Below are 24,810 nucleotides of genomic sequence, written 5' to 3'. Positions count from 1 at the left end.
GATGGACACCCTGCACGCCCTCGCCGCCCGGCTCGACCAGGCGAGCGAGACCATGACGGCCGTCTCCCGCACGGTCACCGCCGGCGACCCGCCGCAGGCCGCGTTCGGTGCCGACGCCCCCGGCCGGCCCGGCGAGATCGGGCGGGCCCTGCACCGGCAGTGGATCGCGGCCACCAGCGACCGGGCCCGGGAGGCGCACGCCGTGGCGCAGCGGCTGGCGGCCGCCGCGGCGGCGGTGCGGGCCGCCGCCGACCACTACGCCGACGCCGACCGCGCCGCCCGCTACCGGCTGACCGGGGAGGCGTGATGGACACGCTGGACCGGCTCGCCGAGCCGGGGCTCGACCTGCTGAGCCGGGTCGACACGCTGCTCGGCGCCGGGGCGCCCGAGGGCCACCGCGTCTGGCCGCTGCTGCGCCGGATGCAGGTGCTCCCCGGCGAGGCGGTCCGGAACTTCCTCGACCTGCACCCGGCGCCGCTGGCGGGCGCCGGCCACGCGGCGCGCCGGCTCGTCCGGGGCTACGACGACGCCTCCGCCGCGCTGGTCGATCCGGTGCTCTGGTCCGGTCCGGCAGCGTCGGCCTACGGGCAGGCCCGAGCGGCCCTGCTGCGCCATCTCGACGAGGGGCCGGAGAGCCTGGTCGGGCGGCTGGAGTCGACCGCCGGTTACGCCGACGCGCTCGCCGACTGGGTGGAGGGCAGCCGGCGGGCGCTGGCCCGGGCGCTGGCCGACGTGCTGCGCTCCGCCGAAGCGGTGGCCGTGGTCGCGGCGACCACGGTGCCGGGCGGCGGACCGGGGCACCGGGGGCCGGCCGGGCCGGGCGGGACGGAGGCCGCCGAGATCGCCGCGCGGGTGCTGGCGGTGCTCTGCGTCGCGTACGACGGGGCGGAGACGCTGCTGCGCCAGTGGGGGCCGAGCCTGGCCGAGTCCCGCTGGTGGGAGCCGGTGGCCGACCGTCCCCGCTACGACGCCCCCACCCGGATCGGCTGGTAGTTCCCGACCGCCCGTCCGGGTGGCGCGCCCGGCGTTTCCGTGACGGACCCCGGCACGGCGCACGGCGTCGCGCCCAGGGCCCGGTTCGGCCCGGGCTCCGGCGGCGACGCCGTGGCCTTTCCCCCTGCACCCCCCGCAGGTCTGCCTCCACTCAACGCCTCCGGGGCCCGTTTGTCCCGTACGGGGCAGCGGAATCAGCCGTCCGGGCGAGGGGGGCACGACGAGGTGGCCTGCGGATCGGTCGGCTCGACCACTGTGGATGACTGCACGGCGTAGTCGGGCGGCGACGGCCGGCCCGGCCGCAGCTGCCCGGCCGTCGTAGGGTGAGAGGCATGGGCATGCTCTGCGCGGTCAGCTTCCAGCGGTACGGGCGCCTCTACTACCTCGACCCGGGCGAGCTGCGCCCGCAGGTCGGCGACAAGGTGCTGGTGCCGACCGACGACGGGCCCGAGGTGGCCGAGTGCGTCTGGGCCGCGCAGTGGGTCTCCGAGGACACGGCGGGCTTTCCCCGACTGGCCGGGCTGGCGCAGGACGAGGACCTGCGCCGCGACGAGGCGATGCGCCGGCGCAAGGCCGAGGCGAAGGTCGCGGCGAAGCGGCTGATCCGGGAGCACGGCCTGCCGATGAAGGTGGTGGCGGTCGACCACGTGTTCGGCTCCGGCGAGGGGAGCGGCGAGCGGAGCACCATCTACTTCACCGCCCCGCACCGCGTGGACTTCCGATCGCTGGTCCGTGACCTGGGGGCCACCCTGCACTGCCGGGTCGAGCTGCGCCAGCTCTCCGCCCGGGACTCGGCGCGGGTGCAGGGCGGCATCGGCTCCTGCGGTCGCGACCTCTGCTGCGCCACCTTCCTCACCGACTTCGAGCCGGTGACCATCCGGATGGCCAAGGACCAGGACCTGCCGCTCAACCCGCTGCGTATCTCCGGCGCGTGCGGCCGGCTGATGTGCTGCCTCAAGTACGAGCATCCTCTTTACCAGCGGTTCCAGGAATCCGCCCCGGCGATCGGCGCGCGGGTGTCGACGCCGGAGGGCGACGGCCGGGTGGTCGGCCACAGCGTTCCGCGCGACTCCGTCACGGTCCGCCTCGACGCCGACGGCTCCCGCTGCTCCTGCTCCCGCGCCTCGGTCTGCGGCCCCCGCCAGGCCCACGACCAGCACTACACCCCCTAACCCCACCCCCACCCCCCTCCCCGTGCGCCGCCCCCCGCTCGGCTGATCATGAAGTTGTTGCCACCCACATCGGCGTGTCGCAGCAACAACTTCATGATCAACGAGGCCGGCGGAAGGCGCGGGTCGCCCGGGTGGGTGGTCAGGTGAGGGTGGTGGGGGATTCGGCCAGGCGGGGGCGGAGGGGGTGCTTCGGCGCCAGCCAGGAGGACTCGGGGGACTGGTCGGGGTTGACCTGCCAGTGACGGGCGACGCGGTCGACCGCGATCGGGTAGATCGTCAGCGTGCCGTCGGGGTCGATGCGCAGCCGCAGGAACGCCTTCGCGTCCTCGATGCCCTGGCCGGCGAAGAGCTCGTTGACGTTCACCCCGAACGCGCCCGCCACCAGCAGGTACGCGGCCACGAGCTGGCTCGCCACCAGCCCGCTCACCGGGCCGTAGACCACCGCCGCGGCGACGGCCGGCAGCGGCCACGGCCAGTCGTAGAGAGGCAGGGCCAGCCAGGCCCAGGTGCCGGCGGCGGCCAGCCCGACGTGGGCCAGGCCGTGACCCACGCCGAGGATCCAGTGCCGCGCGTGCCGCTTCCCGCCCGAGCTGGGCGGCTTGGCGAAGAAGGCCGCGGCGAGCACCGTGACGACCAGCATCGCCACCAGTGGCACGCTGAACAGTCGCTGCTCGGTGCCGGTCCGGTTGCTCACGACGCCGGCCATCGCCAGCATCAACAGCGTGTGCAGGGTGCCGAGCAGGGTGGTGAAGCCCGGGTTGCGCAGCGGCAGCCGGGGAAAGATCCCCCAGCCGTACCGCCGGGAGCGGGCGGCGTCCGGAAAGCGGCCGGCCAGGTCGTACGGGCGGGAGGTGCTGGCCCGCCGGGCGAGGGTGTCACGCGGTGGCACCTCGATCCGCTCCGGGAGCTTGTGCGTCGGGTAGAGGTACGCGCCCCCACCGCCGCAGGTGATCAACTGCCGGTCCGGGCCGGCGTACCGGGCGTAGTGGTGCAGGTCGCCGGAGATCAGCAGCCGCACCTGCGCCCCGGTGGGCGCGATGATCGTGCGGATGAAGTAGTCGATGGAGTCGTACGCCGTGGGGTGGTCGACGGCCTTGACCCACGTCGGCGCGGGCACAATCAGGATCACCCGGCTCTGCGGGCCCAGCCGCTCGGCGACCTTGTCGAAGTAGGTGAGCTGCGGGTCGTCCAGGTACGAGCCGGACTGGTCGTCGAGGCCGAGCAGCCACCAGCCGGCGGGCAACTCGACGGCGAAGTACGAGCGGGACTGGCCGGTGTCCCAGCCGCCGAAGTGCCGGTCCCGGGACCGGACGAACAGCCGCAGGAAGGCGGTCAGGCCGTCGTACCAGTCGTGGTTGCCGGGGACCGCGAAGAGCGTCGGCCGCTCGGGCGGGCTGACAGGCAGGGCGGCCTGGTAAGGCCCCTTGCACCGGTACTCGTACGCCTCGTACGCCGCCGACGGGTAGACCTGGTCGCCGCCCATCACCAGGGTCTGCGCCCGGGGCAGCCGGTGCCCGTCCACCTCCAGCTCGCGCTGGGCGATCAAATAGGCCACCGAGTAGGTGGCGTTGAAGCCGTCGCCCAGGTCGGCCACGTAGTCCAGCCAGAGCCCGCCGTCCGGCCCGACCTGGCGGAAGATCCCGTCACCGAACGCGTTCTGCAGCTCCCGCTTGTCCAGGTACGCCCCGAAGAGCATCGCCAGCAGCGTACGGATGCCGGTGCTGATCAGCAGGAAGGGCGCGAGCCACGGCACGGGCTTGCGCGGGGTGAAGCCCAGCTCGCGCGGATCGGTGCTGCGCGGTCGGCGCGCCGCCCGCCCGCCGGCCGCCTCGCTCGCGTGCGGGCTCGCCGCCGCGCCGTCCTGCGGGTCGTCGGGGGCGCGATCGTCCGTCACCCGCCGCAGCGTAGTCCGGACCCGCCGCCATCGCTGTCCGGCGAACGACGGTTCGGCCCCGGATGCCCGGGCTGGCGGGGCGGGTGGGGGATCCCGCTCGGCCGGGCGGCCGGTCGTGCCGTACACTTGACGATCGTTGCCGCCTTAGCTCAGTCGGCTAGAGCGACGCACTCGTAATGCGTAGGTCGACGGTTCGATTCCGTCAGGCGGCTCGGTACAGAAGCCCAGGTCAGAGACCTGGGCTTCGCCGTTTCCCGAGGTCGATCACGTCCCCGCTGGCGGGCTGAGTCCTTAGTCCTTGTCCCGTGCGGCGACCGCTTCGTCCAGCCGGGTGGCGACCGTGTCCAGGTCGTCACCGAACATCCCGGCATACCCGTCCAGCCTCATCGAGGCGGAGGCGTGCCCCAGCATCCGCTGCACTGCCTTGACGTTGGCGCCCGCCGCCACGGCGAGACTCGCGGCCGTGAGTCGCAGGTCGTGAGGAGTGAGTCCGGCCAGCCCGACCGATGCCGCCGCCGGCCCGAAGACCCGCGTCCGGAAGTTGGTGTTGCGGAGCGGCCCGCCGTTCGGGGCGGTGAACACCATCTCGTTTCGACGCTTGCCGGCGACGTGCGCGGCCAGCTCGTCGACGAGGAAGCGTGGGATGGGCACTGATCGCCGCTGGTGGTTCTTTGGTGTGCCCTCCACCAGCTCTCCGCTGACCTCCACGAACGCCACCGCCACTGTCACCCGACGCCGCAGCAGATCCAGCCGAGACACCCGCAGCGCCGACGACTCACCCCACCGCAAGCCGGTGTGGGCGAGAAACCGCACGAGCAGCCCCGTACCGCCCGCACGCCTCCGCGAGCATCGCCACCTGGTCGTGGTCAAGGCGGCCCGCAAGCGGGCCGCGCCGGCCCGGCCCCGGCCTGGTGGCGACCTCCGGCCGGCATCGGCCGTGCCGGCCGGCCACGCTTGGGATGACCAAGCCCTTGAAGACCTCAGGGCTCCGCCCCGAACCCCGGCCCTCCTCAGAGATCCGCTTCAGCGCTAGCCGTGACGCTTCGCCAAATCAGCGAGGACCGTGCATGGGCGCTCAGCCCCCTGGTGCCAGGCGCTTCCCGCTACTGCGACGGGGTAGCTGACCTCTCTGACCTGTCGGTCGGCGGTCTCGACGGAGAACCTTATCGACAGCGGCTCGCTCCCAAAAGCGAGAGCGCACTCGATGCGCAGCTTGACACTGATCCAGGCGGTACCGCCAGGGCGCAGCAGTCGAGGCTGGCCGGTGTTATGGACCTGGACGCCAGGTCGTTGACCGGTAGCCGAATTCACCGTGATTGGCGCGGGGCCGGCGTTGATCACTGCCAGTTGCCCGTCCAGCTGGAGGACGTCCGTGGCGTCCGCACCCCCGCTACCGGTGGATGCAGGAAAGGCCACAAGTGAAACCGATCCCTTCCGCTCCCGCTCCTCCCGCGAGTCTCGCAGCTCACCAACACCGACACCGCCGAGCACAATGCCGACCACGAAGGCAGCCACGAGCCATACATTCCACTTCCGGCTGGCCGCGAGGCGGACAGGGGCGGTTCGGCCCGCCGGCTGGCGATCTTTCCCGTCTAGGTCAATCACGTTGTGCTCGGCCGACATGGCGTCAGCCTAGGGCTTTCCGTGACCACCCGTCGGCCGGCCGTACAGCCAGCCATACAGTCAAGACCATCCGCTGACGCCGACGCCATCCGACAACGGCAGACGGGCTAACCAGGGAAGCAGTCACCTGACCAGCCATCCGCGATCTCCTTCTAATCCCCAGGCCAGCATGGGCCATCCTTGGGCCAGTAACCGTGGCGCGCAGCGGGCACGAGCGGGCACGAGGCGCAACCGGGCTGGCCGCCGCCCACAGGCGTTTCGGGCGTCACGACCGGTCGATCGCGCTCTTCCAAACTGACGGTGCGAGCGCGACGGGCTCGTCCCGCCGTGCCCGTTGGTGCCCGTTGGGATGGGCGACGACGGTCAACGGCGGTCAGCTCCTGGACGTGGCAGCCAGCGTGGTGACGCAGTCAAGCGGTTCACTGCCGAGCAACTTGCGGCCGTATCCACACTTCCTAACCCGTGTGTCGAGCGGTTCCGCTGGCACGTTTGGTGCTGCCTGCCACGATGATCCGGTGCCGTGGCCGGAGGAGCGACAGACATGACAGAAGCCGAGGAGGCGGTCGACCGAATCCGGGCGACTTCGGCGTACCGACTGCTTGTCATCGGGTACCGCTGTCTGCCTCTCGGGCTCCTCATGTGGGGCGTTGGCGTCGCCGTGGTGGCCCTGTGGTCCCTGAAGCCGCCGGTGGTGTTCATCCCGTTCGTCGTTGCGACCGGCACGGTGCTTGCTGGAGTGGTCGCGGTATGGGCTGGCCTGCTAACCCTGTACGCCCGTCGGCTCATGCCACCTGGCGGCACCGATCGACATGGGGCCTTGATGAAGGTGCTGTGGCGGGACGTGATAGCACCAGTCAGGCCCGGTAGGTAGCGGAGCGACTGCAGCACCGGACCGGCGCGGGGCAGCCCACGGCATGGCCCGCGTCAGTCCTCATCTAGTCCTCAAGAGGCCGGACCGCGACCACCGACGCTGAGAGATGTCGAGAGGCATTTCCGCCCAATCCACATCAACATCGCGCCAGTGTCGCAGCCAAAGCTGCCTCCGGCGGGGCCAGACGACTCGTAGATCGGAGGCGGCAACCGGGCCGATCAGTCAGCCACCACCGTCTTCTTGGTCAGGCCGATCACGGAGCGTCACGAGTAGCGTGATGCCTGAACGACGCCGACCGATGCCCCGAAATGTGTACGGGGCGGTAGTCGTAAGGAAGGTGAGTCGGATCATGAAAAGACGAGTGTCGGCGCTGTTGGCAGGTGTCGTATGCCTCGTTGCGGTCCTGGTTTTCCCCACTCCTGCCTCAGCCGCTGTCTCGCAAATCGAGCTTGCCCCGACAGCAGAAGTTAGCTCCCAAGGGGTATTCGTGACCGTCACGGTCACCTATCAGTGCACCCCCTCCGAACCCGCCAACATCGAGGTCTACGTCGCGCAGGCCAGAGGGACTCAACTCGTGGAGGGCTTCGGCTTCCTCTTCAGCACCTGCAGTTCTTCCACGCAGACATCCCAGATTCTCGTGCAGTCGCGGAGCGGCATTCCGTACCACCCGGGCATGGCCGTGGCCACAGCTTCGGACTTCGACGGCGGTGCTTTCACCGGTCCGGTGGAAATCCGCCTCACCCGTTGATCGCCGGGTCCCAAACTCCCCACGATTGAATTTCAGCCGGCGGCGGCCTCCCGACCAGAACCGGGAGGCCGCACGCTGTGTGTCCAGGCGCGGTGGGGGGCAACGACCGTTTCGCCGCTTCTTCAGGCCGCCGCCGATCAGGTGGCAGAGCGACCAGCCAGAGCCGGTCAGCCGCACCTCACCCGCGCGACGTCGGTGCCTGCCGGCAGAGCCGGCGGTACTCGGCCGTCACCACCGCGAGCAGGAAGAGGTCCACGCAGAGCGCGGAGAGCGCCCCGAACTGATCGACGGTGAAGCTGAAGATCTGCCCGAACAGCAGGTCCACGAGCAGCGCGAGTTTGAACAGTCGGAAGGCTCGCACCCGGTCGTTCGGTAGCAGCAACGACCCGCGGATGCCGAGCACCGCGGTGATCAGCGCGGAGACCGAGACCCCGACCACCGCCCGCCACTCCCGCTGGTCGGGCAACAGGCCGGTGACCGCGTCCCGCACGACCGTGAACACGACGACGAACGCCTCGCCCACCAGATAGAGCACCACCAGCGTGACCACCCACCGGTGGGTGGTCACCCAGATCACCGCCCGGCGGGCCCGGCTGAGCCAGGGCTGCCAGAACCGGGGGCCGGGTGGCTCACGCCGGGGCACGGCGTCCAGCAGTTTCGCCACCGCCTCCTCGACGTCCGGGCCGCAGCCGTCGACCTGACGCATGACCGCTGTGCGACGCCGATCGGTGAGCCCCGTGCGGAGCCCGCCGACCACCGTGTACAGCGCGTTGGCCGTCCGCTCCGGGCCGGTGAGCCTGGTCCGCCCGCGGATCGCCTGGGTGATCACGACCAGCAGGGCGAAGGCGCCGTAGATGATGCCGGCGGCCGGGGCGTAGAAGTAGTCGGTTCCGGCCGTGACGAACTTGCCCACCTCGTCGATGAAGAGCCCGAACCCTGTCCCGCCGAGGATCGCGCCCAGGATGCGCGGGGCGCTGCCGAGGAAGACCAGCGCGACACCCAGGCCGGCGGTCATCAGCAGCCCACCCCAGAGCACGTGCGCGATGTGAAACCCGCCGCCGCCGAGCCGCGGGTAGCCGGCCGCCTGGAGGAAGGCCCGCGTGACCAGCACCGTCACCACCCCGGAGAGCACGAACGCCTGCAGGTACGACGGTGCCTCCAGTACCCGCGGTGGCATCGACCATCGGGACGGACGGGCGGGCATGGTCCCGACGCTAGTGGCGGCGGCCGTCACCCGGGCCGGTTCCGCCCGAATGAGAGGCGGAGCGCGGGGCAGGAGGATCGTCGACGCCGTCGGCGGTCACACCGTGGGCGTCTCGGAGCGGAAGCTGTGACCGAGTTGGTCGCCGAGGCCGAAGTAGTGGCGGAAGTTGTAGATCAGCGGGTTCCAGGATTTCGGGTCGACGTGGTTGGTTCCCGGCACGACGATGCGGGCGTCGGCGTGCACGGCCAGGACGTGGGCCTCGACGATCAGGAAGTCGCCGCCCGCGTCGGCGCGGACGTGCGCGGCGCGGGCCTCCAGTTGCAGCGGGCAGTCGGCCACCCGGGGTGGTCGCACGTGTTGCGATGGCTGCGGGCGCAGCCCGGCGGCCTCGAACTTCGCCGGTTCGTGGCGGAAGCGGTCACGCTTCTGAACCGGTACCGGGTGCCGGCCGGTCAGCGGGGCGAGGCGTTCGACGGCTTCCCACTGGTGCGCGGCGGGAAAATTGATCACCATCTCGGGGCGCGAGGCGAGGTTGTCGGCACTCTGGCCCTCGCGCCCGAGTCCGAGCACCACGATGTGGCCGAGAGCCCACGCCGACGAGATGGGTGCGAGGTTCGGGCTGGCGTCGTCGTTCTCGGTGCTCAGCAGCACCACCGGGGTCCCGAAGTACAGGACCTTCGGGCTGATCGTCAGATGCTCGGTGGCGGCGGGAGAGCTGGTCGTCGTCGTCATGGTCGCCGACGGTACGGGCGTGACGCTTCGGTACCCACCGAAGCGATCGCGCAAGGCGGTCGAGGTGAGGCGACCGGAGGCGGACCAGGTCACGGAAGCACCGGTGGGAACGGGCGGTACGGGCAACCAGGGAGGCGGGTCGGCGGTGTCGCCTCGGCGGGCGAGGTTGTCGGTCGCGGTCGCTACGCTCCCGCCGTGACTGATCCTGCCAGTGGTATCGCCAAGCTGCCGAGCGCCGACGACGAGGCCCGGTTCTGGGCTCTCGTCGAGTCCGCCTGGGAGCGGCTGGGCGCCGAGCCCGCCGCCCTCCGCCGGGCGCTCCTGACCCGCGATCCGGAAGCCGACGACGACGCCCTCTACGCCATCGACGCGTGGCTCAACCCGTTCCTCGACAACCTCCGCCAGCTCTCGGCGGATCTGTCGAGCCAGGAGCTGACCGATCTGGATCGGGTGGTCGAGCGCAAGCTGCACGACATCGACCGGGCGGACGTCCACGAGGTGACCGACGGGTCCGACGACGGCTTCCTCTACGCCCGGGGTCACATCGTCGCGCTCGGGCGCGAGTTCTACGAGGCGGTGAACGCCGACCCCGCCGTGGCCGTGCCGGACGCCACGTGCGAGAGCATGTGCTACTTCTTCGCCCACCTGCACAACAAGCGGTTCGGCGGGTGGCCGGACACGGGCTCCGGCATCTCGCGGGAGTCTTGCAGGAACGCGGCGGGCTGGCGCGAGTGACCGAGGGGGCCGGTCCGCGCCGCCACCGGCGACCTGCGGGAATACTGTCGTGATGCACAGTGATCCGGTGACCGTGGTCCGGTCGTTCCTCGAGGTGGTCCGGTCCGGCGTCGACCCCTCCCAGGCCGGGCGCTTCATGGCCCCGACGGTGACGGCCCACCAGGTGCAGGCTGAGGCCCCGGCCGTGGTCGAGCGCAGTCCCCAGCAGTACGCGGAGCACGTGACGGAGATGCTCGACGCGTACGGCCGCTTCACCCTCACCGTCGACGAGCTCTTCGGCTCCGGCGAGAAGGTCTATGCGCGCTGGACGCAGCGGGGGCACCACGTCGGGGAGGTCGACGGTCTCGCGCCCACCGGGGCGCCGGTGACCCAGTTGACCAGCGCGGTCTACCGGGTGGTCGACGGGCTGATCGTGGAGTACTGGATCCAGATCGACCGGTACGGCCTCCGGGCGCAACTGGAGCGATGAGTTCCCGCGCCCGTTGACGTCCACCCTGACGACCCACGTCGCCCGTCAACCTCTGGAGGCAGCCTCATGCAGTACGCACCGGTCGTCGTCAGCCTGCCGATCGCCGACCGCCCGACCTCGTACCGCTTCTATTCCGAAGGGCTCGGCCTGGCCGCCGTCGGGGAACCGGCGGAGGACGGCATCCCCGAGCCGTTGCAGTTCGCGCTCAACGACGGTCTCCGGGTCATGCTGGTGCCGGCTGGTGGCTTCGGCTGGGTCATCGGCCGTCACGAGGTCGCCCGGCGCGGGCAGAGCGAGTGCGTCCTCAGCCTGCCGGCGGCGACGTCGGCCGAGGTGGCCCAACTCGTCGAGCGGGCCCGGGCCGCCGGCGCGGAGGTGGTCGTCGAGCCGGGCCAGCAGCCGTGGGGCTACACGGGCGCCTTCGCCGATCCGGACGGCCACCTGTGGATGGTGTCCGCGGAGACGGCCTGACGCCGCCCGCGAGAGGGACAGCCCGCGCCACGCGGCCGTCCCAGCGTCCCCGGCGGGGCCGGCGCGGACAGGACGGCGGGCGGCCGGGCCGCGTGGGTAGGGACGGGCACGAGCGACGGCCCAGGTCACGGGGACCTGGGCCGGTCGCTGGCGCTCCTGGCGTACGGGAAAGGTTCAGAGCGTGCGGTGCGGGTAGCCGGCGGGCCCGGTCTCCGGCACCACCTCGACCTCGGGCACCACGTACCCCGCGTCGGTCCCGCTGGCCGGACGGCCGTTCTCGTCGGTGTCGGAGCGGCGCTTCGCGGCCGCGGCGGTTCCGGCCGCCGCCGCCCCGGCCGCCGCGGCGCCCGCGGCCACGGCCTTGCCGGACACCCCGGCCTTGCCGCTGTCGCCGCGCGTGCCCGCGGCGTGCTCGACGCCCGGCGTGCCGACCCCCGGGCCGCCGTCGACCGTGCCGCGCCAGGCCCCGGTCTCCACGCCGCGTTCCTCGATGTACGACTTGAACTTCCGCAGGTCGGACTCGGCCTGCCGCTCGACGATGTTCAGCTTGTCGCCGGCCTTCTCGATCATGCCCTCGGGCTCGTACTCCAGGTGCAGCCGGACCATGGTGCGGTCGGGGCCGACGGGCTGGAAGTAGACCGCCCCCGCGTTGGTCGCGCCCTCGGTGGCCGCCCACGCCACCTTCTGGTCGGGCACCTGCTCCAGGACCGTCGCGTCCCACTCACGCTTGACGCCCGCGATCTCGGCGACCCAGTGCATCCGTCGGTCGTCGAGCTGGCGCACCTCGCGGACGCCCCCCATGAACTGGGGGAACTCCTCGAACTGCGTCCACTGGTTGTACGCGGTGCTGACCGGAACCTGCACTTCGATGGACTTCTCGACCTTCGTGGTCACGGTGATCCTCCTCGTTGGTCGAACTGCTCTCGTCGGAGGGGAGAGCCGTCCCTCGTCCGTGTGACCTCCTACCCCCGGTGACGGTGCTCAATCGCCGGACCTGGCGGAACGCCACATCGGACAGCGGGGTCCGACGTCGGCGAGCCGGGCGAGGACGTGCCGCCGACACGCGGCGGTCCGGGCCGGCGGGATGCTTCAGGGGGTGGTGGCGCCGCATGACGCGCCGGGCCGTCCCGGTTGTCAGTACCCTCGCCGGCCGTCTCAAACGTCCGGTCCGGTCAGTCGGCACGATCCGGCAGGTCACGGAGGTGGCGGACCGGCGAGAAGAACACCCAGAGCACCCCGGCGAGGGCCCCCGCCGTCGCGATCCACAGTGCCGGCCGTACGCCGAGGGTGCTGCCGAGCGCGCCGCCGAGCAGCGCGCCGATCGGCCGGACGCCGTAGTTGACGGTGCGTCGGGCCCCGGCGATCCGGGCCAGCAGCGGCTCCGGGGTGAGCGCGGTCTGCACGGAGCCGCCCGTGATGTCGAGCATCATCACCCCGACGGCGGCGAGGAACTCGGCGGCGAAGAGCATCCCGACCACCAGCGGTGTCGGCCCGCCGGCGAGCGGGATGAGCAGCAGGGGGGCGGGGAAGAGGACGAACCCGGCCAGCAGCGTCGGGCCGATGCCGAAGCGGCGGACCAGCCGGCCGGTGAGTGCCGCGCCGATCAGGCCGCCCACCGCGCCCGCGCCCAGCACGGCGCCCAGCAGGCCGGGCGCGAGGCCGAGGTCCTGTGTGGCGTAGAGCACGAACAGCGCGATGAACATGAAGTTGAACAGGTTGATCGTGGTGGTGCCGAGCAGGATCGCGCGCATCATCGGCGTCCGCGCGATGAACTCCAGCCCGGCGCCGAGGGCCAGGCCGCCGCCGCGGGCGGGTGCCGGCTCCGTCGGCCGGATCCGCAGCAGGAAGTACGCGGACACGACGTACGACAGCGCGTCGGCGACCAGGGCGATCGGCGCGGTGAGCACCTGCACCAGGACACCGCCGATGCTCGGCCCGGCCACCAGGGACATCGCCCGGCTGCCGTTGATCAGGGCGTTCGCCTCGACGTAGTCGGAGCGGTCCACGACGGAGACGAAGAGCGGCCCCCGGGCGACCTCGAAGATCACGGCGAGCGTGCCGACCGCGAAGGCCACCACGTAGAGCTGGGCCAGCGTGAGCACGTCCGTCAGGTAGGCGATCGGCACGGCGGTGAGCAGCAGCGCCCGGCCGAGGTCGGTGAGGATCATGAGCCGGCGCTTGTGCGGGTACCGGTCCACCCAGGCGCCGGCGAGCAGCGAGAAGAGCAGGTTCGGGATGAGCGCGGCGGCGGTCAGGTAACCCATCTCGGCGGGCGAGGCCTGGAACACCAGCACGGCCAGCAGCGGCAGGGCGAGGGTGGAGATCTCGTCGCCGAAGTACGACACGGTCTGCGCCGACCAGTACCGACGGAACACCCGCTCGCGCAGCAGCCGGGGCAGCGGACCGCGTCGGGGCGGGCTGCCGGGCGGGGCGGTGACCGGGGTGGCGGTCGCCTCGCCGCTCATTGCGCATCGCCCTGCTCGCCGGCGGAGGCTCCGGCCGGCGGCGGGTCGGTGAGGACGGCCAGGTGCATGAGACTGACCTTCCGGCTGCCGGCCGGACGTTTCGTCGGGTCGGTGATCCGGTCGTCGTACTCCGCGAGCAGGGCGTCGATCCGCGCGGTCAGCTCGGCCATCTCGTCGGGGGTGACGTGCACCGGCCGGTCGCTGAACCCGGTGACCGCCCGCCATTCCGTCGGCTCGTCGGCCCGTCGGCTGAGGAACTCCTCGGCGCGGCGGGTGTAGAGGGCGAGCTGGACGGCGTTCAGCTCGTCGACGGCCGCCCGCGTCCGGGGGTCGTCGGAGGCGTCGTCCCAGGAGGTGGTGAGTGCGGTCGCCCGCCAGGGCCGTTCCCGGGCGTCGGCGCCGGGCGCCCGCTCGGCCAGCCCGTACTTGGCGAGCTGTCGCAGGTGGAACGAGCAGCTCGGCACGCTCTCGCCGAGGCGCTCGGCGGCCTGGGTGGCGGTCATCGGGCCCTGCTGCCGCAGCAGCCCGATCAGGGCCATCCGCAGCGGGTGCGCGTAGCCGCGCAGGGCTTTGGGGTCGGAGAGCTTCACCTCGGGTAGAGACATACCCTAAAGCTATCTTTATAAAGATGTCTTTAGCAATGGCGGAGGCGGGGCGGTCGAAACCGCACCGGGACGCCTCGCGCAGGGCGGCGACCGTCGGCGTACCGGCCGTCAGGAATAGATCGTGGCGGCGTAGCCCGGGCCGTAGCGATGCTCCAGGTCGGCCAGACTCTCGGCCGGGTTCTCGACCTCCTTGATCAGCCGGGCCCGGGACGGCAGCGCGTCCGGCTGCCAGCTCTCCGGCTGCCACAGCTGCGAGCGCAGGAACGCCTTGGCGCAGTGGTAGAAGATCTGCTCGATCTCCACCACCACGGCGAGGACCGGGCGGTGACCCTTCACCACCATGTCGTCGAACCAAGGGGCGTCCCGGACCAGCCGCGCCCGGCCGTTGATCCGCAGCGTGTCGGTGCGCCCGGGGATCAGGAAGATCAGCCCGACGTGCGGGTTGTCGAGGATGTTGCGGTAGCCGTCGGCGCGCCGGTTGCCCGGCCGCTCGGGGATCGCGATGGTCCGGTCGTCCAGCACCAGCGCGAAGCCGGGCGGGTCGCCCTTCGGCGAGACGTCGCAGCTGCCGTCCGCGCCGGACGTCGCCACCAGGCAGAACGGTGACGCGGCGAGCCACTGCCGGTCCCGTTCGTGCAGGACGGGCCGTTCCTTGGCCAGCGCCCGCGGCATCGGCGCCCCCAGCAGCTCGCGCAGTTCCTCGTGCGACGTGATCTCCACCGTCACGTGACCCTCCCCCGTGCGTTGATTCCGGTGGCGGCGGTGGCCGCCGCCGCCAGCCTAGAGGGAGGCGGCCGGCGCGAGGTTTGCCCGTCGGCGGCGGGGGTACCGCCTCACCCGACGCGCCCGGAGAGACCGAGCAGTGGAGGCCCGGATGGAGAGTCGGCTCAAGGTGCTGGGCCACCCCGTCCACCCGATGCTGGTGATGTTCCCGGTGGCCCTGCTGGTCACCGCGGTCCTGTTCGACGTGGTGGACACCGTCGGCGGGCCGGACTTCCTCGGCGAGGTCGCGTACTGGAACATCACCGTCGGCCTGGTCGGCGGCCTGCTGGCCGCGGCGGCCGGGACGTTCGACCTCCTGGCCATCCCGTCGGGGACCCGCGCCAAGCGGGTGGGGCTGAGCCATGCCGCCGCCAACCTCGCCGTGATCCTGCTGTTCGCGGCGATCTGGGTGGTGCGGCTCAACGCCGACTCCCGGGCCGCCGGCGGCGCGCTGATCGCCATCGAGGTGGTCGCGCTGGCCATCCTCGGCATCAGCGCCTGGCTCGGTGGGGAACTGGTCGACCGGCTCGGCGTCGGTGTGGACCGGGACGCCGGCCTGGACGCGCCCAGCTCACTGCGGTCCCCGGCGGCAACCCACCGGATCGGAGAGGTGCGATGAGCGAGCGCAGCGGAGGGCCGGCATGAGCGAGCACAGCGAGCGAATCATCGGGCTCAGGGCGGTGGTGCCTCATGGTGGCACGGAGCGCAGCGGAGGGCCGGCATGAGCGAGCAGGGCGGCGGGTCCGGCCGGGGCTGGCGCGGGCGGCAGCAGGGCTGGGACCCGATGGGCGAGTTGCAGTCCCTGCGCTCCGAGCTGCGCCGGCTGGTCGGCGGGCGGGCCGGGCCGCCGGACGTCGAGCTGGCCGAGACCGCCGACGGCTGGGAGGTCGTGGTGCGGCTGCCCGGGGTGGCGCCGGAGGAGGTGGCGGTCGAGCTGGACGACCGCGAGCTGTGCGTCCGGGCCCGCTCCGAGGCCGAGGTCAACGCCGGCCAGGGCATCCCCGGCGGCTTCGAGACGCGGGGCTTCGAGTACCGGATCGACCTGCCCGCCCGCGTGGACCCGGACGCCATCGACGCGGTGATGGACCACGGCCTGCTCCGGGTCCGGCTGCCCCGGGCCGCCCGCCCCGCACCCCGCACCATCACCGTCGGCCGCCCCGGTGCCCCCGTGGGCACGCGGACCGTCGTCGACCCGGCCGCCGACCGGGAGATGCACCACCCGGACATCGCCGTCGGCGAGACCGACCGGCCGTAGCGGGGGGCCCGTGGTCACCCCGGACGTGCTCGGCCCGGTCGCCGGGCGCGTGCCCGACGTCGAGCGGATCGCCGTGCTGCGCGCCAACGCGCTCGGCGACTTCATCTTCGTCCTGCCGGCGCTGGACGCGCTGCGCGCCGCGTACCCGGAAGCGGAGATCGTGCTGCTCGGCGCGCCGTGGCACGCGAAGCTCTGGCGCGACCGGCCCGGCCCGGTGGACCGGGTCCTGGTGGTGCCGCCCGCGCCCGGGATCCGCCACCCCGAGCCGGACGAGCCGGAGTCGTCGACGGGCGACTTCCTCGCCACGGCGCGCAAGGAGCGCTTCGACCTGGCGCTGCAGGTGCACGGCGGGGGCGCCAACTCCAACCCGTTCGTCGGCGCGCTCGGCGCCCGGGTCACCGCCGGGCTGCGCGCCGAGGACGCGCCGCCGCTGGACCGCTGGATCCGGTACGTCTACTACCAGCACGAGGTGGTCCGCTACCTGGAGGTGGCCGCGCTGGTGGGTGCACCGGCCACCACGGTCGTCCCGGCGTTGGCCGTCACCGACGCCGACCGGGCCGAGGCGGCCGAGGTGCTCGGCCCGCCGCAGCGGCCCAGGGTCGCGCTGCACCCCGGCGCGACGGACACCCGCCGGCGCTGGCCCGCCGAACGCTTCGCCGGGGTCGCCCGCGACCTGGTCGGCGACGGGTACGAGGTGCTGGTCACCGGCACCCGCGCGGAGCAGGAGGTGGTCGACCGGGTGGTCGCGGCGGCCGGGGTGCCGGTCCGCCCGCAGGTGGGCACGCTCAGCCTCGGCGGGCTGGCCGGCTGCTACGCCGGCTGCGAACTGGTGATCTCCAACGACACCGGGCCGCTGCACCTCGCCGCCGCCGTGGGCACCGCGACCGTCGGCATCTACTGGGTCGGCAACCTGATCAACGTGGCGAACCTGCTGCGCGGCCGGCACCGGCCGATCGCCTCGTGGACGGTGCTCTGCCCGGTCTGCGGGGTGGACTGCACCCCCGGCATCTACCCGCACCGCCCCGGCGACGGCGAGTGCCCGCACCGGGATTCGTTCGTCACCGACGTGCCGGTGGCGGAGGTGGTGGAGGCGGCCCGCGAGCTGCTGCACCCCGAGCCCGGCGCGCCCTGAGCACGGTGCCCCGAGCCCGGCGCGGCCTGAGCACGGTGCCCCGAGCCCGGCGCGCCCTGAGCAGGGCCACCGGTGGCGGGTTCAGGCCGGCTGGGTCGCGTCCTCCTCGGCGAGCACGACCTCCCACGCCTCCACGTCCCGGTCGGTGACGGTGGTCGGCGACTCCAGGTGGTACGCGCCGCTGGGCAGGACGCCGGCGCCGCCGTGGCGCGCCAGCACGGCGAGCTGGGCGGCGACATCCTCGCCCTGGTGCTTCTCCTGCACCCGCCGCCAGAAGTCGAACCCGCCGGAATCGAGGAGCTTGGCCCGGTCGTAGAGCACGCAGCCGCCGATCCAGGACACCTTGTACGCCCGCCAGGCCCCCGGCGGCAGGTCGAGCTTCCGCGTGACGTGCAGCAGGTTCGCCGCCGAGTGGATCGACGCCCGGTCCCACTCGGGGGTGCCCGGGCGGATCCGCTCCGGCGTGGGCCGCCCGGTCCACTCCTCGTAGTGCCGGTGCGCGTCCGGCCGGACGTCGTCGGCGTACGACAGCCCGTGCACGGCGTTGCCGACGAAGCCGCAGCCCAACTCCTCGATGGCGGTGACCAGCCGGCCCAGGGTGCCCGGTTCCAGCCAGACGTCGTCGTCGAGGCAGAGTACGTACCGGGCGGCGGAGGCGGCCAGCAGGTAGGCCCGGTGTTCGGCCAGCCCGCGCCGGGGCAGCCGGCGGGTCAGCAGCACCGGGTGCCCCCGGTGGCGCAGCGCCCGGACCATGGTGGCCGACGCCGGGTGCCGGTACGCGGCGTCGCCGTCGGACTGGTCGCTGACCACCACCCCGAAGCCGGGCACGCCCTCCTGGGCGGCCAGCCCGGAGAGCGTGACCGCCAGCTCGGCCGGGCGGTTGCGGGTCGGGATCAGCACGTCGAGCAGCCGATCGGCGCGGAACCGCCCGGCCGTGCCGAGGTCGAGCGGGCGGCTCACGACGGCTTGCTCGTCAGGGAGGAGTCCCCGTGGGGTTCCTGGCAGTGCGACCGGATCCGGTCGATGATCGCCGAGGTGGACCGGTCCGGCACGTACCCGAGGGTGCGGACCTGCCCGCCGAGCCGGCGGACCAGCGGGCCCTCAGGCACCATCTCCGGCGGGTAGTCGCCGCCCTTGACGTACACGTCGGGGCGGACGGTCTCGATGAGACCTGCCGGGGAGTCCTCCTCGAAGACCACCACATGGTCGACGCAGGCCAGCGCGGCCAGCAGCGCGATCCGGTCCTCGACCGGGTTCACCGGCCGGTCCGGGCCCTTGAGCCGGCGTACGCTGCCGTCGGAGTTGACCGCCACCACCAGCAGGTCGCCGAGCGCCCGGGCCTGTTCCAGGTAGCGCACGTGGCCGCGGTGCAGCACGTCGAAGCAGCCGTTGGTGAAGACGATCGAGCGGCCGGCCCGGCGGTGCTCCGCGACGAGCGCGGTCAGTTCGTCGGCCCCGACCAGCGACCGGTGGCCCGCCCCGTCGACCGGCACGTCCAGGGCCGCGAGCAGGTCCTCCCGGCGGCACACGCAGGTGCCGGTGTCGGAGACGGTGATGGTCGCGGCGAGCTGGGCCAGTTGGGCGGCGGTCGGCAGCGGCGCGTCGGCGGCCAGCGCCAGCGTCATCGCCGCCAGGTACGCGTCCCCCGCCCCGACCGCGTGGCTGGCGGGCACCGGGGTGCTGTGGCTGCGCCGGGGCTCGCCGTCGGCCCCGCCGACCACCGCCCCCTCCGTGTCGAGGGTCACCGCCACCACGTCGGCGCCGGTGTGCGCGCGCAGCTCGGCGAGGCGGGACTCGGCCAGCACCGCCCGGTCGACGCCCTCGCCGGCCGTGGCGTTGACGGTGACGCCGGTGCCGGTCACGGTGAGCCCGTCCCCGGTCATCGCCACCCGGCCCTCGCCGGGCGTCGGCTCGCCGGTCGGCCCGACACCGCCGCGGACGGGGCCCGCCCCGTGCCCGGTCGGTCCCGTTCCGCCGCCGGCCGGGCCGGTCCCGGCCACGCCGCCGGCGTTCCCGGCCGGGTGGGTCCCGGGCAGGCCACCGGCGTTCCCGGTCAGGCCCGTCGCGTCCGGGTGGCGGGTGCCGTGGAGCGGCCCGAGGCCGCCCGGCGCGGCGCCCACCGTGAGTTCGGAGGGACCGTCGGCCGGATCGCCGTCGGGGTGGTCCAGGTGCAGCTCGGTCGCGTGGGCCGGCCGGGTGCCGGCCGCCCGGGCGAGCAGCCGGGTCGCCTCGGCGAAGCTCGGGGTCACCACGGTCGGCGCGAGGCCACGCCAGTCGGCCAGGTCGTGGGCGTCCAGGGCGACGGTGGCGTACCGCTCCCGCTGGTCGACCAGCCAGGCGCGCACCGGCGCGGGCAGCGCGCCCAGGCCGTAGTCGCAGACCACCAGGGTGGGCGCCTCGCCACCGGCGGCGCGCAGCTCCTCGGTGGCGCAGTCCAGCGCCGTGAGCAGCCGGGCCACCCCGTCGTCGTCGAGCGCGTCGTCCGGGTCGCCGGAGTCCTCGCGCAGCAGGATCTGGTTGCCGGCCAGCATGCGCCGCTTCACCGGCGTCGGGCGGCCGGGCTGGTTGACCGTACGGTCCCAGACGCCGGCCCGGTCCAGACAGTCGTGCAACTCGTCCCCGGCGACGTCCGCGCCGACCGGCGCGACCAGCACCGCCCGGCCCCCGAGCGCGGCGACGTTCACCGCGGTGTTCGCCGCCCCGCCGGCCGCCGAGATCCGCCGGCGCAGGGTGAGGACGGGTGCCGGCGCCTCCCGGCAGAGCCGGTCGGACTCGGCGAACCGCCAGTCGTCGAGCATGGCGTCGCCGATGACCAGGACGGGACGCCCCAGCCAGCCCTCCACCACGGTGGCGAGCCGGCGCTGTTCCGCTGCTGCTGCCATGCCTCCCGGGGTCCCCCTCGGCACCCCCGTCAAACCTTGGCGCTCCCTCGGCGCGGGTTTCGGGCACCGGGCCCCGGGAAGGGACGGACGGTACCCCGGAGAGGAGAGGAGACCGACATGGCAGCGCCGACACTTCAGGGCAAGCGGATCGCGTTCCTGGCCGCCGACGGCGTGGAGGAGGTCGAGTACGTCCAGCCCCGCGAGGCGGTGGAGCGGGCCGGCGCCACGGCGGTGCTGGTCTCGCTCAGGCCCGGCACGATCCGGTCCTTCGACCACCTGGACCAGTCCACCGCGTACGACGTGGACGTGACCGTGGCCGACGCGGACGTGGGCGGCTACGACGCGCTGGTGCTGCCCGGCGGGGTGGCGAACCCGGACTTCCTGCGGACCGACCCGGACGCGGTGCGCTTCGTCAGGGGGTTCTTCGACGCCGGCAAGCCGGTCGGGGTGATCTGCCACGGCCCGTGGACGCTGATCGAGGCGGACGTGGTGCGGGGCCGCCGGATGACCTCCTGGCCGAGCCTGCGCACGGACCTGACCAACGCGGGCGCGACCTGGGTCGACGAGCAGGTCGTCACGGACGACGGGCTGGTCAGCAGCCGAAAGCCCGGCGACCTGCCGGCCTTCTGCGCGAAGATCGTCGAGGAGTTCGCCGAGGGACCGCACCCGTCCCGGTGACCCCTTGCCGGCCGTGTGGTCGGCGGGCCGACGGCCGGCATCGCCGGCCCACCTCACGGTCCACCCGGCCGGCCACCAGCCGGCACGCATGTTTCGGGTGGGCGGGGAAAGGACCTGGGATGACCACGGAAGCCCCGGTGCTCAACACGCGGCAGATCCGGCTGCTCATGTTCGGCCTGATGACCGGCATGCTGCTGGCCGCGCTCGACCAGACGATCGTCGGCACCGCCCTGCCGACGATCGTCGGCGAGCTGGGCGGGATCAACCACTACTCGTGGGTGGTCACCGCGTACCTGCTCGCCTCCACGGCCTCGACGCCGCTCTACGGCAAGATGGCCGACCTGTACGGCCGCCGCCCGGTGTTCCTCTTCTCCATCGGCACGTTCCTGCTCGGCTCGCTGCTGGCCGGCCTGTCGCAGGACATGACCCAGCTCATCGTCACCCGCGGGATCCAGGGTCTCGGCGCCGGCGGCCTGATGACGCTGGCGTTCACCATCATCTCGGACGTGGTCTCGCCCCGGGAACGCGGTCGCTACCAGGGGCTGTTCGGGGCGGTCTTCGGTCTCTCCTCGGTCGCCGGGCCGCTGGTCGGCGGCTACTTCGCCGAGACCGACTGGCGGTGGATCTTCTACGTCAACGTGCCGCTGGCGATCCTGGCGATCGTGGTCTGCTCCCGGGTGATGCGGCTGATCCCGTTCACCCGGCGCGACCACGCGATCGACTGGCTCGGCGCGGCGCTGCTGGTCGCCGGGGTGAGCTGCCTGCTGCTCGCGCTGAGCTGGGGCGGCAACGAGTACGCCTGGGGCTCAGGCGTGATCATCGGGCTCTTCGTCGCGGGCGTGGTGCTCGGCGTGCTCTTCGTGCTCCAGGAGGCCCGGGTGGCCGAGCCGATCCTGCCGCTGCGGCTGTTCCGCAGCGCCACCTTCGCCCTGGCCAACAGCGCCGGCTTCGTGCTCGGCCTGGTGATGTTCGGGTCGATCATCTTCATCCCGCTCTACCTCCAGATCGTCAAGGGCGCCTCGCCGACCCGCAGCGGCCTGCTGATGCTGCCGATGATGGCCGGCATCATCGTCACCTCGGTGCTGACCGGCCGGGCGATGAGTCGGATCGGGCGGTACAAGTGGTTTCCCGTGGCCGGTGCGGCGGTGCTGGTGGTCGGCATGCTGCTGTTCACCCGGCTGGAGGTGGGCACCTCGCTCTGGGTGGCCTTCGGCTTCATGGTGGTGATCGGTGTCGGGCTGGGCCTCTGCATGCAGTCGCTGATCCTGGCCGTGCAGAACGCCGTCTCGATGCGGGACCTGGGCGCCGGCACCTCGTCGGCGACGTTCTTCCGGTCGCTGGGCGGGTCGTTCGGCGTCGCCATCCTCGGCGCGGTGCTGTCGTCGCGGCTCACGGCCGAACTGGCCGACCGGCTGCCGGGGGCGATCGCCCAGTTGCCGCCGCAGCAGCAGGCCGCGGTGGCGGCGAGCGGCGGAGCGGACGTCTCGGTCAACGACCCGGCCACCATCCTGGCCCTGCCCGCCCCCGTCCGCGCGGCCGTCCAGGTTTCGTTCGTCGAGTCGCTGCACCTGGTCTTCCTGACCACCGGGCTGATCGCGATCGTGGCGGTGCTGGTCACCCTCGCGCTGCCGAACGAGAAGCTGCGCGGGGCGGGCCCCGGCGGCGCCACGGGCGGCGCGGACGGCCTCGGCGGCGAGGCCCCGGCGCCGGGCGGCAAGCCGTTGTCCCGGGAGTCGAAGGAGGAGGCCGCCGCCGAGATGGAGGCGAAGAGCCAGACCATGCTGTGACCCTCGGCTGTCACCCCGGGCGCGATCGGTGTCCGGGGTGGGCCCCGGCCCGGGTCACTTGAGGATCAGCCGGTTGGTCTGCTCGAAGACGTCGAGGTCGGCGAGGGTCTCGGGGACGCTCGCCGAGAGCGGGGCCGGGAACTGCGCCCGGTGGAAGAAGCCGGCGTCGACGGTCTCGTCGGTGACCCGGGCCAGGTTGCCGTCCCACTCCTCGACGCGGAACGCGGTCGTGAAGATCTGGTACGTGTGGCCGTACATGTTGGTGTGGGTGCGGTCCGGGCCGGTGTAGAGGGCGAAGGCGCTGACCCGCAGGGCGCGCAGGCCGGTCTCCTCGCGCACCTCGCGGACGGCGCAGTCGGCGATCGACTCGCCCAGTTCCATCGCCCCGGCCGGCAGGGCCCACTGGTGGTTGTCGGAGCGCTGGATCAGCAGGACGCGCCCGGCGTTGTCGCGGACCACGGCGCGGGCCCCGACGAACATCAGCGTCCGGTCACCGGCCAGGGCGCGCAACTGGCCCACGTACGAATCGGCCCAGGAGATGCTCACCCGGACAATTTACGGGGCGGGCCGGGGGCGGACGGGTTTTCCAGGGTTCCCAAGGTGTGACCGGCGACACTAATTTGTTACCCATGCGTAGCACGATGATGGACGCCCCCCTTCAGGTCGCGCGGATCCTCACCCACGGTTCGACCGTGCACGGCACGGCCGAGGTCGTCACGTGGACCGGCGGCGAACCGCGCCGTATGTCGTACGCCGAGGTCGGGCGGACGGCCGCCCGGCTGGCCCACGCGCTGCGCGACGAGTGCGGGGTCACCGGCGACGAGCGGGTCGCCACCTTCATGTGGAACAACAACGAGCACCTCGTGGCCTACTTCGCGGTGCCGAGCATGGGCGCCGTGCTGCACACCCTCAACATCCGGCTCTTCCCGGAGCAGGTCGCCTACATCGCCAACCACGCCGAGGACCGGGTGGTGCTGGTCGACTCGACGCTCATCCCGCTGCTCGCCCGGGTGATCGGCGAGATGACCACGGTGCGGCACGTGGTCGTGGTCGGCGGCGGGGACGCGGCCCCGCTGGTGGCCGCGGCCGGCGACCGGATCGCCGTACACCACTGGGACGCGCTGCTGGCCGACCGGCCCGACGTCTACGACTGGCCGGAGGTGGACGAGCGCGCCGCCGCCGCCCTCTGCTACACCTCCGGGACCACCGGAAACCCCAAGGGCGTCGCCTACTCGCACCGGTCGATATACCTGCACTCGCTGCAGGTCTGCATGCCCGAGTCGTTCGGCCTCGGTCCGACCACCCGGGAGCTGGTCATCGTGCCGATGTTCCACGCGATGGCCTGGGGTCTGCCGTACGCGGCGTTCATCTCCGGCGCGTCGGTGATCATGCCGGACCGGTTCCTCCAGGCCGCGCCGATCGCCGACATGATCGCCGCCGAGCGGCCCACCCTGGCCGGAGCGGTGCCGACCATCTGGAACGACCTGCTGGCCCACCTGTACGGCCACGAGGTGGACACCTCCTCGCTGAAGGAGGTGATCGTCGGCGGGTCGGCCTGCCCGCCGGCGCTGATGCACGCGTTCGGCGAGCGGCACGGCATCGACGTCGTGCACGCCTGGGGGATGACCGAGATGTCGCCGCTCGGCTCGGTGGCCCGCCCGCCGGCCGGGGCGACCGGCGACGACGCCTGGCGCTACCGCTACACCCAGGGCCGGGTGCCGGCCGGGGTCGAGGCCCGGATCGTCGGCCCGCTGGGCGAGCCGATGCCCGCCGACGGGTCGTCCGTGGGCGAGCTGGAGGTCCGGGGGCCCTGGGTGACCGCCTGCTACCTCGGCGACGACGCCCCGGACGAGGAGAAGTTCCGCGACGGCTGGCTGCGCACCGGCGACGTCGGCACCCTCTCGCCGGACGGCTACATCACCCTCACCGACCGGTCCAAGGACGTGATCAAGTCCGGCGGTGAGTGGATCTCCTCGGTCGAGCTGGAGAACGCGCTGATGGCCCACCCGGCCGTGCTGGAGGCCTGCGTGGTCGGGGTGCCCGACGAGCGCTGGGGGGAGCGGCCCCTGGCCACCGTCGTCCTCCGCGAGGGGGCGTCGGCCGACCCGGAGGAGCTGCGGGAGTTCCTGGCCGGGTCGGTGGCCCGCTGGCAGTTGCCGGAGCGCTGGGCGGTCATCGACGCGGTGCCGAAGACCAGCGTCGGCAAGTTCGACAAGAAGGTGGTGCGCTCGAGGTACGCCGGGGGCGAGCTGAGTGTGCGGGAGCTGACGGCCCCGTAACGTTTTCAGGCGCACGGTCGCCTGTTGGGGTAAGGGACGCACTCCTGAGACAT

The 24,810-nt window shown here is 72.9% G+C and carries 25 protein-coding genes, 1 tRNA gene and 1 pseudogene; 15 read left to right on the top strand and 12 right to left on the bottom strand.

What is annotated here, in order from left to right; translation table 11 throughout:
- The first annotated feature begins 1 nt into the window (after nucleotide 1).
- The 3 genes from ACGF5C_RS07925 (at nucleotide 2) to ACGF5C_RS07915 (ending at nucleotide 2,165) form a co-directional block, all read left to right on the top strand.
- Nucleotides 2-307, top strand: a complete 306-nt coding sequence (locus ACGF5C_RS07925) for a hypothetical protein (RefSeq protein ID WP_393298052.1) — start codon at nucleotides 2-4, stop codon at nucleotides 305-307.
- Nucleotides 307-993 carry a hypothetical protein gene (locus ACGF5C_RS07920; protein WP_393298049.1) on the top strand — a complete coding sequence of 229 codons (687 nt, stop codon included), beginning with the start codon at nucleotides 307-309 and terminating at the stop codon, nucleotides 991-993. Before ACGF5C_RS07925 ends, ACGF5C_RS07920 begins: the two co-directional genes overlap by 1 nt.
- A 332-nt stretch (nucleotides 994-1,325) precedes the next feature.
- Nucleotides 1,326-2,165: a stage 0 sporulation family protein gene (locus ACGF5C_RS07915; RefSeq protein WP_393298046.1), complete on the top strand. Its 840-nt coding sequence runs from the start codon at nucleotides 1,326-1,328 to the stop codon at nucleotides 2,163-2,165.
- Nucleotides 2,166-2,304: 139 nt separating this feature from the next.
- On the opposite strand, the gene ACGF5C_RS07910 is transcribed toward ACGF5C_RS07915, so the two are convergent.
- Nucleotides 2,305-4,059 carry a metallophosphoesterase family protein gene (locus ACGF5C_RS07910; protein ID WP_393298043.1) on the bottom strand — a complete coding sequence of 585 codons (1,755 nt, stop codon included), beginning with the start codon at nucleotides 4,057-4,059 and terminating at the stop codon, nucleotides 2,305-2,307.
- A gap of 138 nt (nucleotides 4,060-4,197) precedes the next feature.
- Between ACGF5C_RS07910 and ACGF5C_RS07905 the strand changes: the two genes are divergently transcribed.
- Nucleotides 4,198-4,271 (top strand) — tRNA-Thr (locus ACGF5C_RS07905).
- A 79-nt stretch (nucleotides 4,272-4,350) separates the two neighbouring features.
- On the opposite strand, the gene xerC is transcribed toward ACGF5C_RS07905, so the two are convergent.
- Both xerC and ACGF5C_RS07895 read right to left on the bottom strand, forming a co-directional pair.
- Nucleotides 4,351-4,872, bottom strand: coding sequence for a tyrosine recombinase XerC (xerC, locus tag ACGF5C_RS07900; protein WP_393298040.1), 522 nt, complete (start codon nucleotides 4,870-4,872; stop codon nucleotides 4,351-4,353).
- Between the two features lie 216 nt (nucleotides 4,873-5,088).
- Nucleotides 5,089-5,682, bottom strand: coding sequence for a hypothetical protein (locus ACGF5C_RS07895; protein ID WP_393298037.1), 594 nt, complete (start codon nucleotides 5,680-5,682; stop codon nucleotides 5,089-5,091).
- Between the two features lie 541 nt (nucleotides 5,683-6,223).
- On the opposite strand from ACGF5C_RS07895, the gene ACGF5C_RS07890 reads away from it, so the two are divergent.
- Nucleotides 6,224-6,553 (top strand): hypothetical protein, encoded by a 330-nt coding sequence (locus ACGF5C_RS07890; RefSeq protein WP_357452774.1) that lies wholly within the window; start codon nucleotides 6,224-6,226, stop codon nucleotides 6,551-6,553.
- 487 nt (nucleotides 6,554-7,040) lie between these two features.
- Nucleotides 7,041-7,301, top strand: a complete 261-nt coding sequence (locus ACGF5C_RS07885) for a hypothetical protein (protein WP_393298034.1) — start codon at nucleotides 7,041-7,043, stop codon at nucleotides 7,299-7,301.
- Nucleotides 7,302-7,479: 178 nt separating this feature from the next.
- On the opposite strand, the gene ACGF5C_RS07880 is transcribed toward ACGF5C_RS07885, so the two are convergent.
- Both ACGF5C_RS07880 and ACGF5C_RS07875 read right to left on the bottom strand, forming a co-directional pair.
- The gene (locus ACGF5C_RS07880) at nucleotides 7,480-8,478 is read right to left on the bottom strand and encodes a hypothetical protein (protein WP_393298404.1); all 999 of its coding nucleotides are present in this window, start codon (nucleotides 8,476-8,478) and stop codon (nucleotides 7,480-7,482) included.
- 123 nt (nucleotides 8,479-8,601) lie between these two features.
- A complete protein-coding gene (locus ACGF5C_RS07875) occupies nucleotides 8,602-9,237 on the bottom strand; it encodes a flavin reductase family protein (RefSeq protein ID WP_393298031.1) in 636 nt (211 codons plus the stop codon).
- 195 nt (nucleotides 9,238-9,432) lie between these two features.
- On the opposite strand from ACGF5C_RS07875, the gene ACGF5C_RS07870 reads away from it, so the two are divergent.
- From ACGF5C_RS07870 to ACGF5C_RS07860, 3 genes are all read left to right on the top strand, one after another.
- Complete coding sequence (locus ACGF5C_RS07870; RefSeq protein WP_393298028.1) at nucleotides 9,433-9,972, top strand: DUF4240 domain-containing protein; 540 nt, start codon at nucleotides 9,433-9,435, stop codon at nucleotides 9,970-9,972.
- Nucleotides 9,973-10,024: 52 nt separating this feature from the next.
- Complete coding sequence (locus tag ACGF5C_RS07865) at nucleotides 10,025-10,441, top strand: ester cyclase (protein WP_393298025.1); 417 nt, start codon at nucleotides 10,025-10,027, stop codon at nucleotides 10,439-10,441.
- Nucleotides 10,442-10,507: 66 nt separating this feature from the next.
- Nucleotides 10,508-10,912 (top strand): VOC family protein, encoded by a 405-nt coding sequence (locus tag ACGF5C_RS07860; protein WP_393298022.1) that lies wholly within the window; start codon nucleotides 10,508-10,510, stop codon nucleotides 10,910-10,912.
- 444 nt (nucleotides 10,913-11,356) lie between these two features.
- Here ACGF5C_RS07860 and ACGF5C_RS07855 read toward each other — a convergent pair.
- From ACGF5C_RS07855 to ACGF5C_RS07840, 4 genes and pseudogenes are all read right to left on the bottom strand, one after another.
- Nucleotides 11,357-11,806, bottom strand: a pseudogene (locus ACGF5C_RS07855) (SRPBCC family protein); the annotation flags it as partial.
- Nucleotides 11,807-12,084: 278 nt separating this feature from the next.
- Nucleotides 12,085-13,377, bottom strand: coding sequence for an MFS transporter (locus ACGF5C_RS07850; protein ID WP_393298019.1), 1,293 nt, complete (start codon nucleotides 13,375-13,377; stop codon nucleotides 12,085-12,087).
- Complete coding sequence (locus tag ACGF5C_RS07845) at nucleotides 13,374-13,982, bottom strand: helix-turn-helix domain-containing protein (RefSeq protein WP_393298016.1); 609 nt, start codon at nucleotides 13,980-13,982, stop codon at nucleotides 13,374-13,376. The genes ACGF5C_RS07850 and ACGF5C_RS07845 overlap by 4 nt, the downstream gene beginning before the upstream one ends.
- Before the next feature lie 108 nt (nucleotides 13,983-14,090).
- The gene (locus ACGF5C_RS07840; RefSeq protein WP_393298013.1) at nucleotides 14,091-14,708 is read right to left on the bottom strand and encodes a pyridoxamine 5'-phosphate oxidase family protein; all 618 of its coding nucleotides are present in this window, start codon (nucleotides 14,706-14,708) and stop codon (nucleotides 14,091-14,093) included.
- A gap of 148 nt (nucleotides 14,709-14,856) precedes the next feature.
- On the opposite strand from ACGF5C_RS07840, the gene ACGF5C_RS07835 reads away from it, so the two are divergent.
- The 3 genes from ACGF5C_RS07835 (at nucleotide 14,857) to ACGF5C_RS07825 (ending at nucleotide 17,131) form a co-directional block, all read left to right on the top strand.
- Nucleotides 14,857-15,363, top strand: a complete 507-nt coding sequence (locus tag ACGF5C_RS07835; RefSeq protein ID WP_393298010.1) for a DUF2231 domain-containing protein — start codon at nucleotides 14,857-14,859, stop codon at nucleotides 15,361-15,363.
- A 102-nt stretch (nucleotides 15,364-15,465) separates the two neighbouring features.
- Complete coding sequence (locus ACGF5C_RS07830) at nucleotides 15,466-15,999, top strand: Hsp20/alpha crystallin family protein (protein ID WP_393298007.1); 534 nt, start codon at nucleotides 15,466-15,468, stop codon at nucleotides 15,997-15,999.
- A 10-nt stretch (nucleotides 16,000-16,009) separates the two neighbouring features.
- Nucleotides 16,010-17,131: a glycosyltransferase family 9 protein gene (locus ACGF5C_RS07825; protein WP_393298005.1), complete on the top strand. Its 1,122-nt coding sequence runs from the start codon at nucleotides 16,010-16,012 to the stop codon at nucleotides 17,129-17,131.
- Nucleotides 17,132-17,212: 81 nt separating this feature from the next.
- On the opposite strand, the gene ACGF5C_RS07820 is transcribed toward ACGF5C_RS07825, so the two are convergent.
- Together ACGF5C_RS07820 and rfaE2 are read right to left on the bottom strand one after the other, a co-directional pair.
- Entirely contained in the window at nucleotides 17,213-18,091 is an 879-nt protein-coding gene (locus tag ACGF5C_RS07820) for a glycosyltransferase family 2 protein (RefSeq protein WP_393298002.1), read from the bottom strand.
- Complete coding sequence (rfaE2, locus tag ACGF5C_RS07815; RefSeq protein ID WP_393297999.1) at nucleotides 18,088-20,013, bottom strand: D-glycero-beta-D-manno-heptose 1-phosphate adenylyltransferase; 1,926 nt, start codon at nucleotides 20,011-20,013, stop codon at nucleotides 18,088-18,090. The genes ACGF5C_RS07820 and rfaE2 overlap by 4 nt, the downstream gene beginning before the upstream one ends.
- Nucleotides 20,014-20,130: 117 nt before the next feature.
- On the opposite strand from rfaE2, the gene ACGF5C_RS07810 reads away from it, so the two are divergent.
- Together ACGF5C_RS07810 and ACGF5C_RS07805 are read left to right on the top strand one after the other, a co-directional pair.
- Nucleotides 20,131-20,691: a type 1 glutamine amidotransferase domain-containing protein gene (locus ACGF5C_RS07810; RefSeq protein WP_393297996.1), complete on the top strand. Its 561-nt coding sequence runs from the start codon at nucleotides 20,131-20,133 to the stop codon at nucleotides 20,689-20,691.
- A gap of 119 nt (nucleotides 20,692-20,810) precedes the next feature.
- Nucleotides 20,811-22,478, top strand: coding sequence for an MDR family MFS transporter (locus ACGF5C_RS07805; RefSeq protein ID WP_393297993.1), 1,668 nt, complete (start codon nucleotides 20,811-20,813; stop codon nucleotides 22,476-22,478).
- Between the two features lie 54 nt (nucleotides 22,479-22,532).
- Here ACGF5C_RS07805 and ACGF5C_RS07800 read toward each other — a convergent pair whose 3' ends face one another.
- Nucleotides 22,533-23,024, bottom strand: a complete 492-nt coding sequence (locus tag ACGF5C_RS07800) for an NUDIX domain-containing protein (protein WP_393297990.1) — start codon at nucleotides 23,022-23,024, stop codon at nucleotides 22,533-22,535.
- Between the two features lie 98 nt (nucleotides 23,025-23,122).
- On the opposite strand from ACGF5C_RS07800, the gene ACGF5C_RS07795 reads away from it, so the two are divergent.
- The gene (locus ACGF5C_RS07795; protein WP_393298401.1) at nucleotides 23,123-24,757 is read left to right on the top strand and encodes a fatty acid--CoA ligase; all 1,635 of its coding nucleotides are present in this window, start codon (nucleotides 23,123-23,125) and stop codon (nucleotides 24,755-24,757) included.
- The last annotated feature ends 53 nt before the right edge of the window (nucleotides 24,758-24,810 follow it).

The sequence above is a fragment of the Micromonospora sp. NPDC047620 genome, from assembly GCF_043205005.1.
In the GTDB taxonomy this organism is placed as follows: domain Bacteria; phylum Actinomycetota; class Actinomycetes; order Mycobacteriales; family Micromonosporaceae; genus Micromonospora.
This window is presented reverse-complemented; position numbering and strand designations above follow the sequence as displayed.

Coding starts and splice junctions, on each gene's coding strand:
- ACGF5C_RS07925 (WP_393298052.1), top strand. CDS start 2: ATGGACACCCTGCACGCCCTCGCCGCCCGGCTCGACCAGGCGAGCGAG.
- ACGF5C_RS07920 (WP_393298049.1), top strand. CDS start 307: ATGGACACGCTGGACCGGCTCGCCGAGCCGGGGCTCGACCTGCTGAGC.
- ACGF5C_RS07915 (WP_393298046.1), top strand. CDS start 1,326: ATGGGCATGCTCTGCGCGGTCAGCTTCCAGCGGTACGGGCGCCTCTAC.
- ACGF5C_RS07895 (WP_393298037.1), bottom strand. CDS start 5,682: ATGTCGGCCGAGCACAACGTGATTGACCTAGACGGGAAAGATCGCCAG.
- ACGF5C_RS07890 (WP_357452774.1), top strand. CDS start 6,224: ATGACAGAAGCCGAGGAGGCGGTCGACCGAATCCGGGCGACTTCGGCG.
- ACGF5C_RS07880 (WP_393298404.1), bottom strand. CDS start 8,478: ATGCCACCGCGGGTACTGGAGGCACCGTCGTACCTGCAGGCGTTCGTG.
- ACGF5C_RS07875 (WP_393298031.1), bottom strand. CDS start 9,237: ATGACGACGACGACCAGCTCTCCCGCCGCCACCGAGCATCTGACGATC.
- ACGF5C_RS07865 (WP_393298025.1), top strand. CDS start 10,025: ATGCACAGTGATCCGGTGACCGTGGTCCGGTCGTTCCTCGAGGTGGTC.
- ACGF5C_RS07860 (WP_393298022.1), top strand. CDS start 10,508: ATGCAGTACGCACCGGTCGTCGTCAGCCTGCCGATCGCCGACCGCCCG.
- ACGF5C_RS07850 (WP_393298019.1), bottom strand. CDS start 13,377: ATGAGCGGCGAGGCGACCGCCACCCCGGTCACCGCCCCGCCCGGCAGC.
- ACGF5C_RS07845 (WP_393298016.1), bottom strand. CDS start 13,982: ATGTCTCTACCCGAGGTGAAGCTCTCCGACCCCAAAGCCCTGCGCGGC.
- ACGF5C_RS07835 (WP_393298010.1), top strand. CDS start 14,857: ATGGAGAGTCGGCTCAAGGTGCTGGGCCACCCCGTCCACCCGATGCTG.
- ACGF5C_RS07830 (WP_393298007.1), top strand. CDS start 15,466: ATGAGCGAGCAGGGCGGCGGGTCCGGCCGGGGCTGGCGCGGGCGGCAG.
- rfaE2 (WP_393297999.1), bottom strand. CDS start 20,013: ATGGCAGCAGCAGCGGAACAGCGCCGGCTCGCCACCGTGGTGGAGGGC.
- ACGF5C_RS07810 (WP_393297996.1), top strand. CDS start 20,131: ATGGCAGCGCCGACACTTCAGGGCAAGCGGATCGCGTTCCTGGCCGCC.
- ACGF5C_RS07805 (WP_393297993.1), top strand. CDS start 20,811: ATGACCACGGAAGCCCCGGTGCTCAACACGCGGCAGATCCGGCTGCTC.
- ACGF5C_RS07795 (WP_393298401.1), top strand. CDS start 23,123: ATGGACGCCCCCCTTCAGGTCGCGCGGATCCTCACCCACGGTTCGACC.